The sequence below is a fragment of the Micromonospora sp. II genome (assembly GCF_001709195.1).
GTDB classification, from domain to species: Bacteria; Actinomycetota; Actinomycetes; order Mycobacteriales; family Micromonosporaceae; genus Micromonospora; species Micromonospora chalcea.
This window is the reverse complement of the sequence record NZ_LYXF01000078.1, coordinates 86825-101671: the sequence shown is the minus strand read 5'-3', so window position 1 is coordinate 101671 and position 14847 is coordinate 86825. Positions and strand designations below refer to the sequence as shown.

The following is a 14847-nucleotide window of genomic DNA, read 5'->3' as shown; positions in this document are numbered from 1 at the left end:
GTCAGGACACCAATCCGGTGATCACGGCGAACGGGACCAGCAGGTAGCCGCCGACGAGCGCGACGGCGAAGACGAGCGCGGCGATCCTGGCCCGGCGCTCGCCCTTCGGGGTCTGCTGGCCGAGGCTGCGGAACGCGCTGAACGCGCCGTGGCGCAGGTGGAAGCCGAGGGTCACCAGCGCGAGGGTGTAGAAGAGCGTGACGTACCACCGCTCCGGCGCGAAGTCGGCGACGACGTTGCCGTACGGGTTGGCCGGGTCGCCCTGCGGGTTCAGGTGACCCGTGGTCAGGTCGAGGATGTGGTAGATCACGAAGAGCAGGATGATCACACCACCCCAGCGCATCGTGCGGGCCGCGTAGTTCACGTGGATCTTGCGGCGGTGCGCGTACCGCACCGGGCGGGCGGCCCGGGACCGCATCGCGAGCAGCGTGGCCGCGCCGATGTGCCCCAGCACGGCGACGGTGAGCACGGTGCGCTGGATCCACAGGAACCACGTCGTCGGCAGCAGTGGCGTGCCGATGTCGCGCAGCCAGTGCGCGTAGTGGTCGAACGAGGTCTCGCCCGTGAAGATCTTCAGGTTGCCGAGCATGTGCGCGATCAGGAACAGCACCAGAATGATGCCCGTCACCGCCATGACGGCCTTGAGGCCGACATTGGAGCGGATGGGCGACCGAGTTTTCGTGATTACCACGCGAACGACGCTAGGAGCACTTCGATCAGGCGTCCAATGCATCGAAATCGCAGCGTTGATAGCCGTAGGCTATGTAGATGCAGCTCCATCAGCTTCGGTACTTCGTGGCGGTCGCCGAAGTACGACATTTCACCCAGGCGGCCGATCTTGTCGGCATAACCCAGCCCTCGTTGAGTAAGCAAATTCACGCGCTGGAGGCCGACCTGGGGGCCCCGCTGTTCGAACGGGTAAGGGGCAACATCACCCTCACCGCGGCCGGCGAGGTGCTGCTGCCGCTGGCCAAGCGGATCCTCGCCGACGTGGAGACCGCCACCCGCGAGGTGCAGGAACTGGTGGGGCTGCGCCGGGGCCGGGTCCGGCTCGGCGCCACGCCCAGCCTGGCCACCTCGCTCGCCCCGCCGGTGCTGCGCCGGTTCCGCGACGCGCACCCCACGATCGACCTGCGCGTGGAGGAGGGCGGCTCGCAGGATCTCGTCCGGGACCTGCTCCGCGGCGACCTCGACCTCGCCCTGATCATCATGCCGTCGGCCGGCACCGACCCGGGGCTGCGCGCCGACCCGATCCTGCGCGAGAGCCTGGTGGTCGCCTCGGTCGACCCGCTGCCGGGCGCCTCGGAAGCCGGGGAGCTGCGCATCACCGACCTGCGCGACCAGCCGCTGGTCATGTTCCGCGAGGGCTACGACCTGCGCGACGCCACGCTCCAGGCGTGCCGGGCGGCCGGGTTCGAGCCGACCCTGTCCGTCGACGGCGGAGAGATGGACGCCGTGCTCAGCTTCGTCGAGGCCGGGCTCGGCGTCGCGCTGGTGCCCGGCATCGTGGTGGCCCGCCGCGCCGGCATCCGGGTCACCCGGCTCGTACCGCCCGGGGTCCGCCGGACCATCGCGGTGGCCCGCCGCCGCGACGTGGTCCCCACCCACGCCGGGCGCGAGCTGCGCCGCATCCTCCTGGAGTACGTCCACGACGCCACCGCCGCCGACCAGCTCCCCGCCGGTGTCGAGCCGCTTGCCGCCATTTGACGGATCTCCGACATGTCGCGACGAATGTCCTTGCTCGTCCCGGCCGACCGGAACAGCATGGGAAGGCTGATGCCCAGCATGTGAAGACACGGGAGGTTCGCATGCGCCATCAAGACCCGTCCGGGGCCGCCGGCCCGACACCTGCACTGAGCCGGCGTGCCGTCGTCGCCGGCTCCCTGGCCGCCGCCTCGGTCCCGCTGCTCGGCGGTGGCCCCGCCTGGGCCGCGGCGTCCCCGGCGACCTCGCTCCTGGCGCCGGCGGACCCGGTCATCGACCCGGCCCTGGAGATCGGCCCGCCGGGGCCGGTCGAGCCACTGCCGAATCTGTCCGCGATCCCGGCCCGGGACATGCCCCGGCTGGCCCCGCGCGCGGCCTCCACCCCGGGCGCCGGACGCGTCGGCGGACCGACCCGCCGGTACGCCGGCGCGGCGTCGGTGCCGTTCCAGTTCCGGTACGACGACTTCGAGATCCGGGAACTGCCGATCGGCATCGAGCCCTACCACATGACCTCGCCGGTCCCGCTCGTCGATCCCGGTGTGCACGACTCCACCGGGGTGCGCATGGTGCGCCTCGGCGGCCGCCTCTACGACCACCCGGTCGCGCAGGCGCAGTACGGCCTGCACCTGATGGAGGCCCACCGGATCACCGGGAACCTGACATACCTGGACCGGGCGAAGCGGCAGGCGCAGCGCCTGATCGACCGCCGCACGCTGCGCTCCGGCGCGTGGTTCTATCCGTACCCGTTCGACCACCGGCTGCACGGCGGCCCCGACCTCTACCCGGCGCCCTGGTACTCGATGATGGCCCAGGGGCAGGCGCTGAGCCTGTTCACCCGGCTCTACCAGCGCACCGGCGAGACGAAGTGGAAGGGCGCCGCGGACGCCACCTTCGCCTCGTACCTGCTGCCCGCGGCGGCCGGCCAGCCGTGGGGCGTGTACGTGGTCGACGGTCTGCTGTGGCTGGAGGAGTACCCGCACCCGAAGGCGGTCCGCGGCGACCGCACCTACAACGGGCACATGTTCTCCGCGTACGGCCTCTACGACTACTGGGTGCTCACCCGCAACGCCGACGCCAAACTCATGCTGCAGGGCGCGATCACCACCTACCGGGACGTGTGGGAGAAGACCCGGGTGCGGCACTGGCGCAGCCGCTACTGCCTGACCCACGGCATCGACGCCGGCCAGTACCACTCCACCCACATGTTCCAGTTCGTCCAGCAGTACGCCATCACCGGTGACACGTACCTGGCCCAGCTCGCCGACCTCTGGTACACCGACTACCCGCCCTACGGCGTGAAGGGCAACATCCGGTTCTCCTCCGGCACGCACACCGCGTACAAGTTCAACAGCGCCGGCACGGTGACCGCGCGGACGAAGATGACGCTGGCCCGCGCCAGCGCCGCGCCCTCCGGCGACCGCGTGAAGATCATGCGGCAGACCGGGATCTGGTACGCGATCACCGCCGGCACCCTGGCCGGCTACTACGTGCAGGAGTACTCGCCCTACCGGTACCAGGTCGGCATCTGCGCTGGGTTCGGCTACAAGCTGCACCGGCCCGGCACGATAGCCGTCGACGCGCCACCGGCGTACTCGATCGACGCCGCCGGGCTGATGAAGTCGGTGCCCACCACCTACCGGGTCGGTGACGCGGTGGCCATCGACGGCCGCTCGGTGCTCAACGGCCGCGAGCACGTCCGCCTCGTGGAGGGGCCGTACGCCGGTCGCTGGCTCGGCTTCGGCGCGGTGATCCGCCGCTGACCGGACCGCCGCGCCGGCGTCGGCCGGCGCGGCGGCTCAGCGGCCCTCGGCGTCGTCCATGGCCCGGTAGATGCGCTGCTCGGAGACCGGGTACGGGGTGCCGAGGGCCTGGGCGAACACGTTCACCCGCAGCTCCTCGATCATCCAGCGGATCTGGCGGGCCGCCGGGGTCGCGCGCCGCGGCGGGGGCAGCGCGGCGAGCATGTCCTGGTACTCCTTCTGCACCACCGCGATCCGGTCCTGCTGCTGTTTGTCGCGCTGCGGGTTGCCGGGCAGCCGGTCCAGCCGCCGCTCGATCGCGGTCAGGTAGCGCAGCAGGTCGGGCAGGCGCGCGTAGCCGGTCTCGGTGATGAAGCCCTTGTGCACCAGGCCGGTGAGCTGGGCACGGATGTCGGCCAGCGCGGCCACCACCGCCAAGTTGCGGGTCGCGCCGAGCCGCTGCTCCACCGTGTACGCGGCGGCCAGCACCCGGCGGACCCGGTCCATCACCTCGACCACGGTGTCCACCAGGTCGGCCCGTACCTTGTCGCGCAGCGCGGCGAAGCCCTCGGCGTCCCAGGCCGGGCCGCCCGCGTCGCCGATCAGCTTGTCGATCGCCGCCCCGGCCGCGTCCTCGATCAGCTCCGGCACGCTGCCGTGCGGGTTGCGGGACAGCGCCAGCTTCGCCTCGTTGCTCAGCCGCCCCTGAAGGAACTTCGCCGGCGACGGCAGCGTCAGCCGCAGCAGCCGCCGGGTGCCCGCCCAGTGCGCGGCCTCCTGCTCGGCGGCCGAGTCGAACACCTTCACCCCGACGGTGGCGCCCTCGTCCACCAGCGCCGGGTACGCGGTCACCGCGAAGCCGGCGCGGACCTGCTCGATGGTGCGCGGCAGCGCGCCGATCGACCACTCGGTCAGCCCGGAACGGGCCACGTCCGGCGCGGCGGCGGCCACGACCTGCCGTACCTCCTGGCGCAGCTCGCGTTGCAGCGCCGGCAGGTCCTTGCCCTCGGCGACCGGTTTGTCGTCCTCGCCGAGCACCCGAAACGTGACCCGCAGGTGCGGCGGCAGCTTCCCCGGGTCCCAGGCGTCCGGCGGCACTGTCACGCCGGTCATCCGGCGCAGCTGCCGGGTCAGCGCGGCCAGCAGCGGCTCCTCGCCCGGCGTGATCGCGGCCAGCGCGGCGCGCGCGTAGTCGGGCACCGGCACGAAGTTGCGCCGCACCGGCTTGGGCAGCGACCGGATCAGCGCGATCACCAGCTCCTCGCGCAGCCCGGGCACCTGCCAGTCGAAGCTCTCCGCCGGCACCTGGTTGAGCAGCGGCAGCGGGATGTCCACAGTGACGCCGTCGGTCGGCGCGGTCGGGTCGAACGTGTACGTCAGCGGCAGCGTCACGCCGTCGGCCCGCCACTCGTCCGGGAAGTCCTCCTCGTCCACCCCGCCCCGGCCGTCGTTGACGAGCAGCTCGCGGGTGAACGTGAGCAGGTCCGGCTGCTCCCGGCGGGTCTTCTTCCACCACGAGTCGAAGTGCCGGCCGGAGACCACGTCGGCGGGGATGCGCTGGTCGTAGAAGGCGAAGATGGTCTCGTCGTCGACCAGGATGTCGCGGCGCCGGGCCCGGTTCTCCAGCTCCTCGATCTCGGTCAGCAGCTTCTGGTTGTCCCGCCAGAAGTGGTGGTGGGTCTGCCAGTCGCCCTCCACCAGGGCGTGCCTGATGAACAGCTCCCGGCTGAGCACCGGGTCGATCCGCCCGAAGTTCACCTTGCGCGAGGTGACGAGCGGGATGCCGTACAGCGTGACCTTCTCGTAGGCCATCACCGCGGCCTGCTTCTTCTCCCAGTGCGGCTCGCTGTAGCTGCGCTTGACCAGGTGCTGGGCCAGCGGCTCGACCCACTCGGGCTCGACCCGCCCGGCCACCCGCCCCCACAGCCGGGACGTCTCCACCAGCTCGGCGGCCATCACCCAGCGCGGCGGCTTCTTGAACAGCGCCGACCCGGGGAAGATCCCGAACTTCGCGCCCCGCGCGCCCAGGTATTCGTGCTTCTGCGCGTCCTTGAGGCCGAGGTGCGACAGCAGGCCGGGCAGCAGCGACTGGTGCACCTTCGGGGTGTCGATCTCCTCCGGCAGGTCGGCGCCGGCGCCGCGCCGGCCCTCACCCTTGTCCGAGGTGCTTCTCACCTGGCGCAACTGGCTGACGATGTCCTGCCACTCGCGTACCCGGAGGTAGTTGAGGTATTCGGCCTTGCACATCCGGCGGAACGCGCTGGAGGACAGCTCCCGCTGCTTCTCCCGCAGGTAGCGCCAAAGGTTCAGGTACGCGACGAAGTCGGATTCCTTGTCGGCGAACCGGGCGTGCGCCTGGTCGGCCTGGGCCTGCTTGTCGGCCGGGCGTTCGCGCGGGTCCTGGATGGACAGCGCGGCGGCGATCACCACCACCTCGGTGGCGCAGCCGTTGCGTTCGCCCTCCAGGACCATCCGGGCCAGCCGGGGGTCGACCGGGAGCTGTGCCAGCCGCCGGCCCAGCGCGGTGAGCCGTTTCGCCGGGTCGGTCTCGGCCGGGTCGAGCGCGCCCAGCTCGTGCAGCAGGTTCACGCCGTCGGTGATGTTGCGCCGGTCCGGCGGGTCGATGAACGGGAACGCGGCGACGTCGCCGAGCCCGATCGCCGTCATCTGCAGGATGACCGAGGCCAAGTTGGTGCGCAGGATCTCCGGGTCGGTGAACTCGGGGCGGGAGTCGAAGTCCTGCTCGTCGTAGAGGCGGATGCAGATGCCGTCCGAGGTACGCCCGCAGCGGCCCTTGCGCTGGTTGGCGCTGGCCTGCGAGACCGGCTCGATCGGCAGCCGCTGCACCTTCAGCCGGCTGGAGTAGCGGGAGATCCGGGCGGTGCCCGGGTCCACCACGTACTTGATGCCCGGCACGGTCAGCGAGGTCTCCGCGACGTTGGTGGCCAGCACCACCCGGCGGTTGGAGTGCGCGGCGAAGACCCGGTGCTGCTCGGCGGTGGACAGCCGGGCGTACAGCGGCAGGATCTCGGTGCCGAGCAGCGACCGCTTTTTCTGGACCAGCTTGCCCAGCGCGTCGGCGGTGTCGCGGATCTCCCGCTCGCCGCTGAGGAACACCAGGATGTCGCCCGGCCCCTCGGCGGCCAGCTCCTCGACCGCGTCGCCGATGGCCTGGATCTGGTCCCGGACGTTCTCCTCGTCGGCCTCGTCCTCCTCCTCGGCCTCGGTCACCTCGACCAGCGGCCGGTAGCGGACCTCCACCGGATAGGTGCGTCCGGACACCTCGACCACCGGCGCCGGGTTGCCCTCGGCGTCGGCGAAGTGCTTCGCGAACCGGTCGGTCTCGATGGTCGCCGAGGTGATGACCACCTTGAGGTCGGGCCGGCGGGGCAGGAGCTGCCTGAGGTAACCGAGGATGAAGTCGATGTTGAGGCTGCGCTCGTGTGCCTCGTCGATGATCAGCGTGTCGTACTGCCGCAGCATCCGGTCGGTCTGCAACTCGGCCAGCAGGATGCCGTCGGTCATCAGCTTGACCAGGCTGTTCTCGCCCACCTGGTCGGTGAAGCGCACCTTGTAGCCGACCACGTCGCCCAGCTCGGTGCCGAGCTCGTCGGCGATCCGGTCGGCGACCGTACGGGCCGCCAGCCGCCGGGGCTGGGTGTGCCCGATCAGGCCGGTGATCCCGCGCCCCAGCTCCAGGCAGATCTTTGGGAGCTGGGTGGTCTTCCCGGAGCCGGTCTCACCGGCCACGATCACCACCTGGTGGTCGCGGATCGCGGCCGCGATGTCGTCCTTGCGCTCACTCACCGGCAACTGCGCCGGGTAGGTGATCGCCGGCACGGCCGCGCGACGCGCCTCCAGGCGCGCCTCCGCCCGGGTCACCTCGGCCCCGATCTCGGCCAGCGCCGCGTCCCGCCGCTGCGGGTCACGCAGCCGCCGCACGCCGTCGAGCCGCCGCTGGAGGCGGCGCTGGTCGCGGAACATCAGCGGGGCGAGGCGGCGGTGCAGGTCGCGGGCGGTGTCAGGGGCGGCGGGTACGGCTGGCTTCTGCATGTCGTCGCCAAGGATAGGCAGCCGCGCGGCGGACCGCCCCCGGGTTACCGGCGACGGGCGCGCCGTCACCGGCGGGACCGCCCGGCGGGGATAAAGTTGCCGCCGACGGGGGCCGACGGGGCCGACGAGGGGCGGGGATGATCATGCGGGACACCGACCGGGCGCTCGTGCAGGCCGCCACCGCCGTGGCGAAGCTGCGCTGCCGCAGCGACAACCACACCGTCGCCGCCGCCGTACGCAGCACCGACGGCCGGGTGTTCAGCGGCGTCAACGTCTACCACTTCACCGGCGGCCCGTGCGCCGAGGTGGTGGCGATCGGGGCCGCCGCGACCCAGGGCGCCGGCGAGCTGGAGACGATCGTCGCGGTGGGGGACCGGGGCCGGGGCGTCATCCCGCCGTGCGGGCGCTGCCGTCAGGTGCTGCTCGACTACTTCCCGGCGATCCGGGTGATAGTCGGGCCGCCGGACGGGCTGCGCGCGGTGCCGGTGAGCGACCTGCTGCCCGAGACGTACGTCTGGTCCGACCAGCAGGTCGAGGTGCCGGCCGGACCGCGCGCCCCGCTGTGGCCGACGCCTGTGGTGCCGGGCGTCCGGCAGGCCGCCGAGGACTGACCCGCGCGCTCAGTCGCCGGCTGCGGCCTCCAGCATCGAGCGGGGCACCGGCACCTGCTCGAAGCGGACCTGCCCCTCCGGCACCATCCAGCTGCTCACCCGCGCGATGAGCTGTCCCGCGCGGACCGCCGGGTCGTTCGCGTACAGCTCGCGGGCCATCTGCGGGTCCACCGACAGCACCGCGACGCCGCGGATCCGCTCGTCGTCGCCGTCGAGGAACGGCCCGGCCGCGAGCACCGCGCCCTGCTCCACCAGCCCGGCCTGGTGGGCCAGGTGGGCGTCCTGGATCCGGTCGAGCGCGTCCTGCGGCAGGTCCGGCGCGTCGTCCGGGCGGACCAGGAGCACCACCGTGTGCCTGTCGAATCGCATGCCCTCAGGCTAGGGGTTGCCGGGCATCGACACCGGCGGGTTAGGTGCGCCTTACCAGGTCAGCTAAGGTGAGGCGTACCTAACCGGAAGGCGTGCCACCCCGTGACCACCGTCGCCGTCCGGCCCGCGCGGGCCGGGGCCCCCGCCCGCCGTGGCGCACCCCGCCGCATCGCGGTCACCCTGGCGGCGGCGCTGCTGCTCCTGCTGGCGCTGCTGGCCAGCCTGGCGCTCGGCAGCCGGCACATCCCGGTCGACCAGGTGTGGCACGCGTTGGTGTCACCGGACGGCGGCGACGCGACCACTGTCGTCCGGGACATGCGGCTGCCGCGTACCGTCCTCGGGCTGGTCGTCGGCCTCGCGCTGGCGCTGGCCGGGGTGCTGTTCCAGGCGGTCACCCGCAATCCGCTGGCCGAGCCGCGCATCCTCGGCATCAGCGCCGGGGCCTCGTTCGGCGTGGTGCTGGCCATCGCCGTGTTCGGGGTCGGCACGCTCGCCGGGTACGTCTGGTTCGGCATCGCCGGCGCGCTGCTCACCGGGCTGCTCGTGTTCGCGGTCGCCAACCGCGCCCGCGACGGCGCCAGCCCGGTCACCCTCGCGCTCGTCGGCGCGGCCCTCGACGCCGGTCTCGGCGCCATCGTGTACGCGCTGCTCAGCATCGACGCCCGCACGTTCGAGGAGTACCGCTTCTGGGTGGTCGGCGGGCTGACCGGCCGGGGCGTCGGCGTGGCCGGTCAGGTGCTTCCGTTCGTGGTGACCGGCGTGCTGCTGGCCCTGCTGGCCGCGCGTGGTCTGGACGCGCTCGCCCTCGGCGACGACGTGGCCCGGGGGCTCGGCCACCGGGTCGCCCTGGTCCGGCTGGCCGCCGGCGGCGGTGGCGTGCTGCTCACCGGCGCCGCGGTGGCCGCAGCCGGGCCGATCGCGTTCGTCGGGCTGGCGGTGCCGCACCTCGCCCGGGCGCTCGTGGGCGCCGACCACAGGTGGACGCTGCTGGTCGCCGCGCTGCTCGGCCCCGCGCTGGTGCTGGCGGCCGACGTGACGGGCCGCCTGGTCGCCCCGCCCGGCGAGATCCCCGCGGGCATCATCACCGCCCTGCTGGGCGCCCCGCTGCTGGCCTACCTGGTCCACCGAGCCAAAACGGTGACGACATGACCACCCCCACCCGCCCCACCCCCGGCTCCCGCGATCTTGCACTTGCCGCCCGGGCGGAAGAGGCATTCCGGGCACTCGAGGGGCCTGAAGTGCAAGATCAACGGGGTGGGGTGCGGCCGCGGGGGCGGGGAGTGCTGCGGGCCGGGGCGGTGGTGGTGCCGTTCCGGTGGCGGCCGGTCGTCGTGGCGGTGGTGCTGTTCGTGCTGCTGTGCACTGCGGTGGTGGTCAGTCTGTCGCTGGGTACGCCGTACGTCGCCCCGGTGGACGTGGTGCGGTCGCTCTCCGGCGCGGGCACCCCGTACGACCTCGTGGTGCGCGACCTGCGACTGCCTCGCGCGGTCCTCGCGGCGGTGGCCGGTGCGGCCTTCGGCGTGGCCGGCACGCTGATCCAGAGCGTGGCCCGCAACCCCCTGGCCAGCCCCGACGTCATCGGTGTCACCCAGGGCGCCGGGCTGGCCGCGACGATCGCGCTGACCAGCGGGGCGGCGGCGGTGCTGGTGGCGCCGGCGGCGCTGCTCGGCGGCCTGGTCGCGGCGGTGCTGGTGTTCGCGCTGGGCGCCCGGCACGGCCTGGCCGCCCAGCGGTTCGTGCTCGCCGGCGTGGCGGTGGCGTTCGCGTTCCGGGCGCTGATCGAGGTCGTCATGCTCACCGCCGACCCGATCGACGGGCTGCGCGCGCAGATCTGGCTCATCGGCACGCTCGCCGGCAAGGGGTGGAGCGAGGCGGCCTGGATCGCCGGCACGCTCGCCGTGCTGCTGCCGGTGCTCCTCTGGGCCGGCTGGGCGCTGCGCAGCAGCACGCTCGACGACGACACCGCGCGGGGGATCGGCCTGCGGCCGGTGGCCCGGCGCATCGGCCTGGCCGGCACCGGCGTGCTGGCCGCCGCGATGGTCACTGCCCAGGTGGGCGCGGTGGACTTCGTGGCGCTCGTCGCCCCGCAGGTGGCCCGCCGGCTGGCCCGGACCGAGCGACCGCCGCTGCTCTGCGCCGCGCTGCTGGGCGCGTTGCTGCTGGTGCTCGCCGACCTGGGCGCCCGGCGGCTGCTGGCGCCCACCCAACTGCCGGCCGGCGTGCTGACCGCGGCGATCGGCGGGCCGTACCTGATCTTCGTGCTGCTGCGCACCCGAGGGAGGCGCTCGTGACCGCGCTGCTGTCCACCCGCGACCTGGTCGTCGGCTACGAGGGCCGGACCGTGCTGGACGGACTGGACCTCGACCTGCCGGCCGACACGTTCACCGTGATCGTCGGCCCGAACGCCTGCGGCAAGTCGACGCTGCTGCGCACCATGGCCCGGCTGCTCACGCCCCGGCGGGGCGCGGTGCTGCTCGACGGCGCGGCGATCCGGGACCTGCCCACCCGGGACGTGGCCCGGCGACTCGGCGTGCTGCCGCAGAGCCCGCTGGTGCCCGAGGGGATCACCGTGGCCGACCTGGTCGGGCGCGGCCGGCAGCCCTACCAGCGCTGGTGGCGGCAGTGGTCGGCCGAGGACGGCCGGGCGGTCGAGGAAGCCATGCGGCTGGCCGACGTCGCCGGGCTGGCCGACCGGGCGGTGGACACGCTCTCCGGCGGCCAGCGCCAGCGGGTGTGGATCGCCATGACGCTGGCCCAGGACACCGACGCGCTGCTACTGGACGAGCCCACCACGTACCTCGACCTGGCCCACCAGGTGGAGGTGCTGGACCTGCTGCACCGGCTGCGCGCCGAGCGGGGCCGGACCGTGGTGGCCGTGCTGCACGACCTCAACCAGGCGGCCCGGTACGCCGGTCACCTGATCGCCATGCGCGACGGCGCGGTGGTCGCCGCCGGCGAGCCGCGCGAGATCCTCACCGCCGACCTGGTCCGCGACGTGTTCGGGCTGGACTGCGTGGTCGTGCCCTGCCCGGTCAGCGGCGCCCCGCTCGTGGTGCCGGCCCTCACCCAGACCTCGGCCGTTCCGGCCGCCACGCCGGCCACGGCCGGCGTCCCCGTCGGTGACGCCTGAGCGCGCCGACCCGCACCACCGAAAGGAACACCATGCGTCGTCTCGCCGTCGCACTCACCGCCGCGCTCGCCCTCGGCGTCGGTCTCACCGCCTGCGGGGAGAGCGATCCCGTCGGCGGCGCCGGCACCGGGGAGACCCGGGAGATCACCCACGCCATGGGCACCACGAAGGTGCCGGCCGAGCCGAAGCGCGTGGTCGTGCTCGACACCGACAAGATCGACACCGCGCTGTCGCTCGGCGTGACCCCGGTCGGCGCGGCCACCGCCGGTGAGGCGAAGAGCTGGCCCACCTACTTCGGCGCGGACAAGCTCGCCGGCATCACCGAGGTCGGCGTGCTCACCGAGCCGGACCTGGAGGCGATCAACGCGCTCAACCCGGACCTCATCCTGGGCAGCAAGTTCCGCCAGGAGAAGTTCTACGACGAGCTGTCCAAGATCGCCCCGACCGTGTTCACCGAGAAGGTCGGCATCACCTGGAAGGAGAACTTCCTCCTCGACGGCGCGGCGCTGGGCAAGGAGCAGCAGGCCAAGGACCTGCTGGCCGAGTACGAGAAGCGGGCGAAGGACTTCGGCGCGAAGCTCGGCGACGCCGCGTCCCGCAAGGTCTCCATCGTGCGCTTCATGCCGACCGAGATCCGCCTGTACGGGCCGGACTCGTTCTCCGGCATCGTCGTCGGCGACACCGGCCTGGGCCGCCCCGAGCGGCAGATGCTCGCCGGCAAGGAGGACAAGCGGATGGACCGGGTCAGCCCGGAGCGCATCGCCGAGGCCGACGGCGACGTGGTGTTCGTGACCGCGTACGGCGAGAAGGCCGCCGCCGAGCAGGCCAAGGTCACCGGCGGCACGCTGTGGAAGGGCCTGTCCGCGGTCAAGGCCGGCAAGGCGCACGTGGTCTCCGACGAGATCTGGATGACCGGCATCGGCGTGGGCGCCGCCAACAAGATCCTGGACGACCTGGAGAAGTACCTGGCCGCCTGAGCCCCGATCACCAGCGCCCGTCCAGCCGCACGGGGCCGGACGGGCGCTGGCGTGTTTCAGGCGGCCAGCTGCCAGAGCAGGAACGCGTTGAGCGCCACCACGAACGCCGTGATCGCCACCGCCGCCGCGGTGGTGGCCCGCCGGTTCACCAGGCTGCCCATCAGGTCCCGGCGCCGGGTGAACATCACCACCGGGATCAGCGCGAACGGGATGCCGAAGCTCAGCACCACCTGCGACAGCACCAGCGCCCGGGTCGGGTCGACGCCGATCGCGAGCACCGCCAGCGCGGGCAGCAGCGTGATCATCCGACGGATCAGCAGCGGGATCCGGCGGCGCAGGAAGCCCTGCATGATGATCTCGCCGGCGTACGTGCCGACGCTCGTGGAGGCGAGGCCGGACAGGAGCAGCGCGACCGCGAAACCGACCGCGGCGGCCGTACCGAGCGTGGTGGCGAGCCCGGCGTGCACGCCTTCGAGGGTGTCGGTGCCCGGGATCGACGTGCCGTGGAAGCTGCTCGCCGCCACCAGCAGCATGGCCAGGTTGACCGCCCCGGCGACGCCGAGCGCGATCAGCACGTCGACCCGCAGGCCCTTGGCGATCACCCGTCGCTGCGCCTCGCCCTCGGCGGGCAGGCGGTTCGGCGTCAGCGCCGAGTGCACGTAGATGACGTGCGGCATCACCGTCGCGCCCAGGATGCCGGCGGCGAGCAGCATGCTGTCGGTGCCCTGCATGCGGGGCAGCAGGCCGGCCGCGGCGTCGGACACGTCTGGCTGCGCGGTGACCAGGTTGACCGCGAACGCCAGCACGATCACCCCGAGCAGCACCGCGATGGCGATCTCGAACGTCCGGAAACCTCTGGAGCGCAGCGCCAGGATGGCGAACGAGGCGGTGCCGACGATCAGGCCGCCGGGCAGCAGCGGGACGCCGAACAGCAGGTACAGCGCGACCGCCCCGCCGATCACCTCGGCCAGGTCGGTGGCCATGGCTACCAGTTCGGCCTGCGCCCACATGACCCGGTTCAGCGGCCGGGGCAGGTGCTCCCGGCACAGTTCGGGCAGGCTGCGCCCGGTGGCCAGGCCGAGCTTGGCGGTGAGCGTCTGCACCAGCATGGCGGCCAGGTTCGCCGCCACCACCACCCAGACCAGCAGATAGCCGTACCGGGCCCCGGCCGTGGAGTTGGTGGCGAAGTTGCCGGGGTCGACGTAGGCGACCGCCGCTACGAACGCGGGCCCGAGCAGGATGAGGCGTCCGCGTACCGGGCGCGGGGCGCGGGCGGTCCGCAGTGGGGGTACGACAGGCGAGTCGTTTGTTACCACTGGTGCTCCTCGACGGACGACGGACGGCGGGACGAGACGACGACCGGCGGGGGCGAGGCGGAGTCAGGCGGGTTGTTCCCGACTACTACTCACATATGCCACTAACCTGAGCACGGAGGGGAAAGCGCACACGAGGGACGGTGTCGCCCCGCCGCAGCGGCTGCTCCGGCCCGGTCGGTCGCCCCGGGCGCAGCACGCCGAACGGCCGTCCCGGGTGCGGGACGGCCGTTCGGTGGGGCGGCGGTGAGCCGGATCGGATCGGTCGGTCAGGCGGCGGTGGACCAGATGGCGCGGAACGCGGCTGCCTCACCGGCCAGCCACTGCTCGATCTGCTCGGGCTTGACGTCGGCGGGCATCCGGTGCGCCTCGCCGCGCCGCACGTCGACCAGGACCGGCTCGGCGTGCGGCAGCACCGCGTCCATGTGCCGGGCCATCAGGTGCAGCGTGGCCAGGGTCGCCTCCTCGCTCGCCGGCGCCTCGTCGAAGTGCAGCCGGATCGCCTCGGCCCGGCCGTCGGCGTACCGCACACCGAACTGCGGGTTGATCTTCACGGGCAGGTCACCCAGCATCGCCAGCGCGTCGCGGGTCTGCGCCAGGTCGACGCCGGCCGGCTCGCCCAGCGACTGCAGCCAGCGGGTCGCGCCCGGCACCAGCGCCTCGTAGAGCGGGCGCCAGCGCGGCTTGACCAGATCGGCGACCTGCGCGAGGTGGGTGCCGCCGGTGTGGAACGCGACGTCGGCCTTGAGCGCCTTGACGAACTGGCCGTGCGGGTTGAAGCCGTGCCGGCTGGCCCGCTGCCGGCGCAGCCCGCCGACGAAGGTGGCCTTGGTGGGCCCGGTGCGGTCGACGTACCGGGTGAATCCGAGGAGGGTGGCGTAGGGGGTGACAGGGGTCGCGGAGGTGGGCGCAGTCACGAGCATCCTCCCAGGTCAACAGCTCGATTAGTAC

General features: G+C 72.9%; 12 protein-coding genes. 7 read left to right on the top strand and 5 right to left on the bottom strand.

Translation table 11 applies throughout. The features are described 5' to 3' along the window. Position 1: 1 nt before the first annotated feature. A complete protein-coding gene (locus A8711_RS28915; protein ID WP_176722908.1) occupies positions 2-733 on the bottom strand; it encodes a succinate dehydrogenase cytochrome b subunit in 732 nt (243 codons plus the stop codon). 35 nt (positions 734-768) lie between these two features. On the opposite strand from A8711_RS28915, the gene A8711_RS28910 reads away from it, so the two are divergent. After that, on the top strand, positions 769-1707 hold the full coding sequence (locus tag A8711_RS28910) for a LysR family transcriptional regulator (RefSeq protein ID WP_043325079.1): 939 nt from the start codon (positions 769-771) through the stop codon (positions 1705-1707). A 101-nt stretch (positions 1708-1808) separates the two neighbouring features. Continuing rightward, complete coding sequence (locus A8711_RS28905) at positions 1809-3464, top strand: D-glucuronyl C5-epimerase family protein (protein WP_051611076.1); 1656 nt, start codon at positions 1809-1811, stop codon at positions 3462-3464. 36 nt (positions 3465-3500) lie between these two features. Here the strand turns inward: A8711_RS28905 and hrpA are convergent, their stop codons facing one another. Then, a complete protein-coding gene (hrpA, locus tag A8711_RS28900) occupies positions 3501-7496 on the bottom strand; it encodes an ATP-dependent RNA helicase HrpA (protein WP_069089933.1) in 3996 nt (1331 codons plus the stop codon). A gap of 143 nt (positions 7497-7639) precedes the next feature. On the opposite strand from hrpA, the gene A8711_RS28895 reads away from it, so the two are divergent. Further along, the gene (locus tag A8711_RS28895) at positions 7640-8107 is read left to right on the top strand and encodes a cytidine deaminase (RefSeq protein ID WP_233607707.1); all 468 of its coding nucleotides are present in this window, start codon (positions 7640-7642) and stop codon (positions 8105-8107) included. A 9-nt stretch (positions 8108-8116) separates the two neighbouring features. Here the strand turns inward: A8711_RS28895 and A8711_RS28890 are convergent, their stop codons facing one another. Then, on the bottom strand, positions 8117-8476 hold the full coding sequence (locus A8711_RS28890; RefSeq protein ID WP_069089931.1) for a YciI family protein: 360 nt from the start codon (positions 8474-8476) through the stop codon (positions 8117-8119). 102 nt (positions 8477-8578) lie between these two features. Between A8711_RS28890 and A8711_RS28885 the strand changes: the two genes are divergently transcribed. The 4 genes from A8711_RS28885 (at position 8579) to A8711_RS28870 (ending at position 12583) form a co-directional block, all read left to right on the top strand. Further along, on the top strand, positions 8579-9625 hold the full coding sequence (locus A8711_RS28885; protein ID WP_069089930.1) for an iron ABC transporter permease: 1047 nt from the start codon (positions 8579-8581) through the stop codon (positions 9623-9625). Between the two features lie 110 nt (positions 9626-9735). Further along, positions 9736-10767, top strand: coding sequence for an iron chelate uptake ABC transporter family permease subunit (locus A8711_RS28880; RefSeq protein WP_255365716.1), 1032 nt, complete (start codon positions 9736-9738; stop codon positions 10765-10767). Continuing rightward, positions 10764-11606 carry an ABC transporter ATP-binding protein gene (locus tag A8711_RS28875; RefSeq protein ID WP_069089928.1) on the top strand — a complete coding sequence of 281 codons (843 nt, stop codon included), beginning with the start codon at positions 10764-10766 and terminating at the stop codon, positions 11604-11606. Before A8711_RS28880 ends, A8711_RS28875 begins: the two co-directional genes overlap by 4 nt. A 32-nt stretch (positions 11607-11638) precedes the next feature. Continuing rightward, complete coding sequence (locus A8711_RS28870; RefSeq protein WP_043325074.1) at positions 11639-12583, top strand: ABC transporter substrate-binding protein; 945 nt, start codon at positions 11639-11641, stop codon at positions 12581-12583. 56 nt (positions 12584-12639) lie between these two features. Here the strand turns inward: A8711_RS28870 and A8711_RS28865 are convergent, their stop codons facing one another. Together A8711_RS28865 and A8711_RS28860 are read right to left on the bottom strand one after the other, a co-directional pair. Next, positions 12640-13899 (bottom strand): Nramp family divalent metal transporter, encoded by a 1260-nt coding sequence (locus A8711_RS28865; RefSeq protein ID WP_069089927.1) that lies wholly within the window; start codon positions 13897-13899, stop codon positions 12640-12642. A gap of 266 nt (positions 13900-14165) precedes the next feature. Beyond that, complete coding sequence (locus A8711_RS28860; RefSeq protein WP_069090030.1) at positions 14166-14813, bottom strand: hypothetical protein; 648 nt, start codon at positions 14811-14813, stop codon at positions 14166-14168. Positions 14814-14847 lie beyond the last annotated feature (34 nt).

Coding starts and splice junctions, on each gene's coding strand:
- A8711_RS28915 (WP_176722908.1), bottom strand. CDS start 733: ATGCATTGGACGCCTGATCGAAGTGCTCCTAGCGTCGTTCGCGTGGTA.
- A8711_RS28910 (WP_043325079.1), top strand. CDS start 769: ATGCAGCTCCATCAGCTTCGGTACTTCGTGGCGGTCGCCGAAGTACGA.
- A8711_RS28905 (WP_051611076.1), top strand. CDS start 1,809: ATGCGCCATCAAGACCCGTCCGGGGCCGCCGGCCCGACACCTGCACTG.
- hrpA (WP_069089933.1), bottom strand. CDS start 7,496: ATGCAGAAGCCAGCCGTACCCGCCGCCCCTGACACCGCCCGCGACCTG.
- A8711_RS28895 (WP_233607707.1), top strand. CDS start 7,640: ATGCGGGACACCGACCGGGCGCTCGTGCAGGCCGCCACCGCCGTGGCG.
- A8711_RS28890 (WP_069089931.1), bottom strand. CDS start 8,476: ATGCGATTCGACAGGCACACGGTGGTGCTCCTGGTCCGCCCGGACGAC.
- A8711_RS28870 (WP_043325074.1), top strand. CDS start 11,639: ATGCGTCGTCTCGCCGTCGCACTCACCGCCGCGCTCGCCCTCGGCGTC.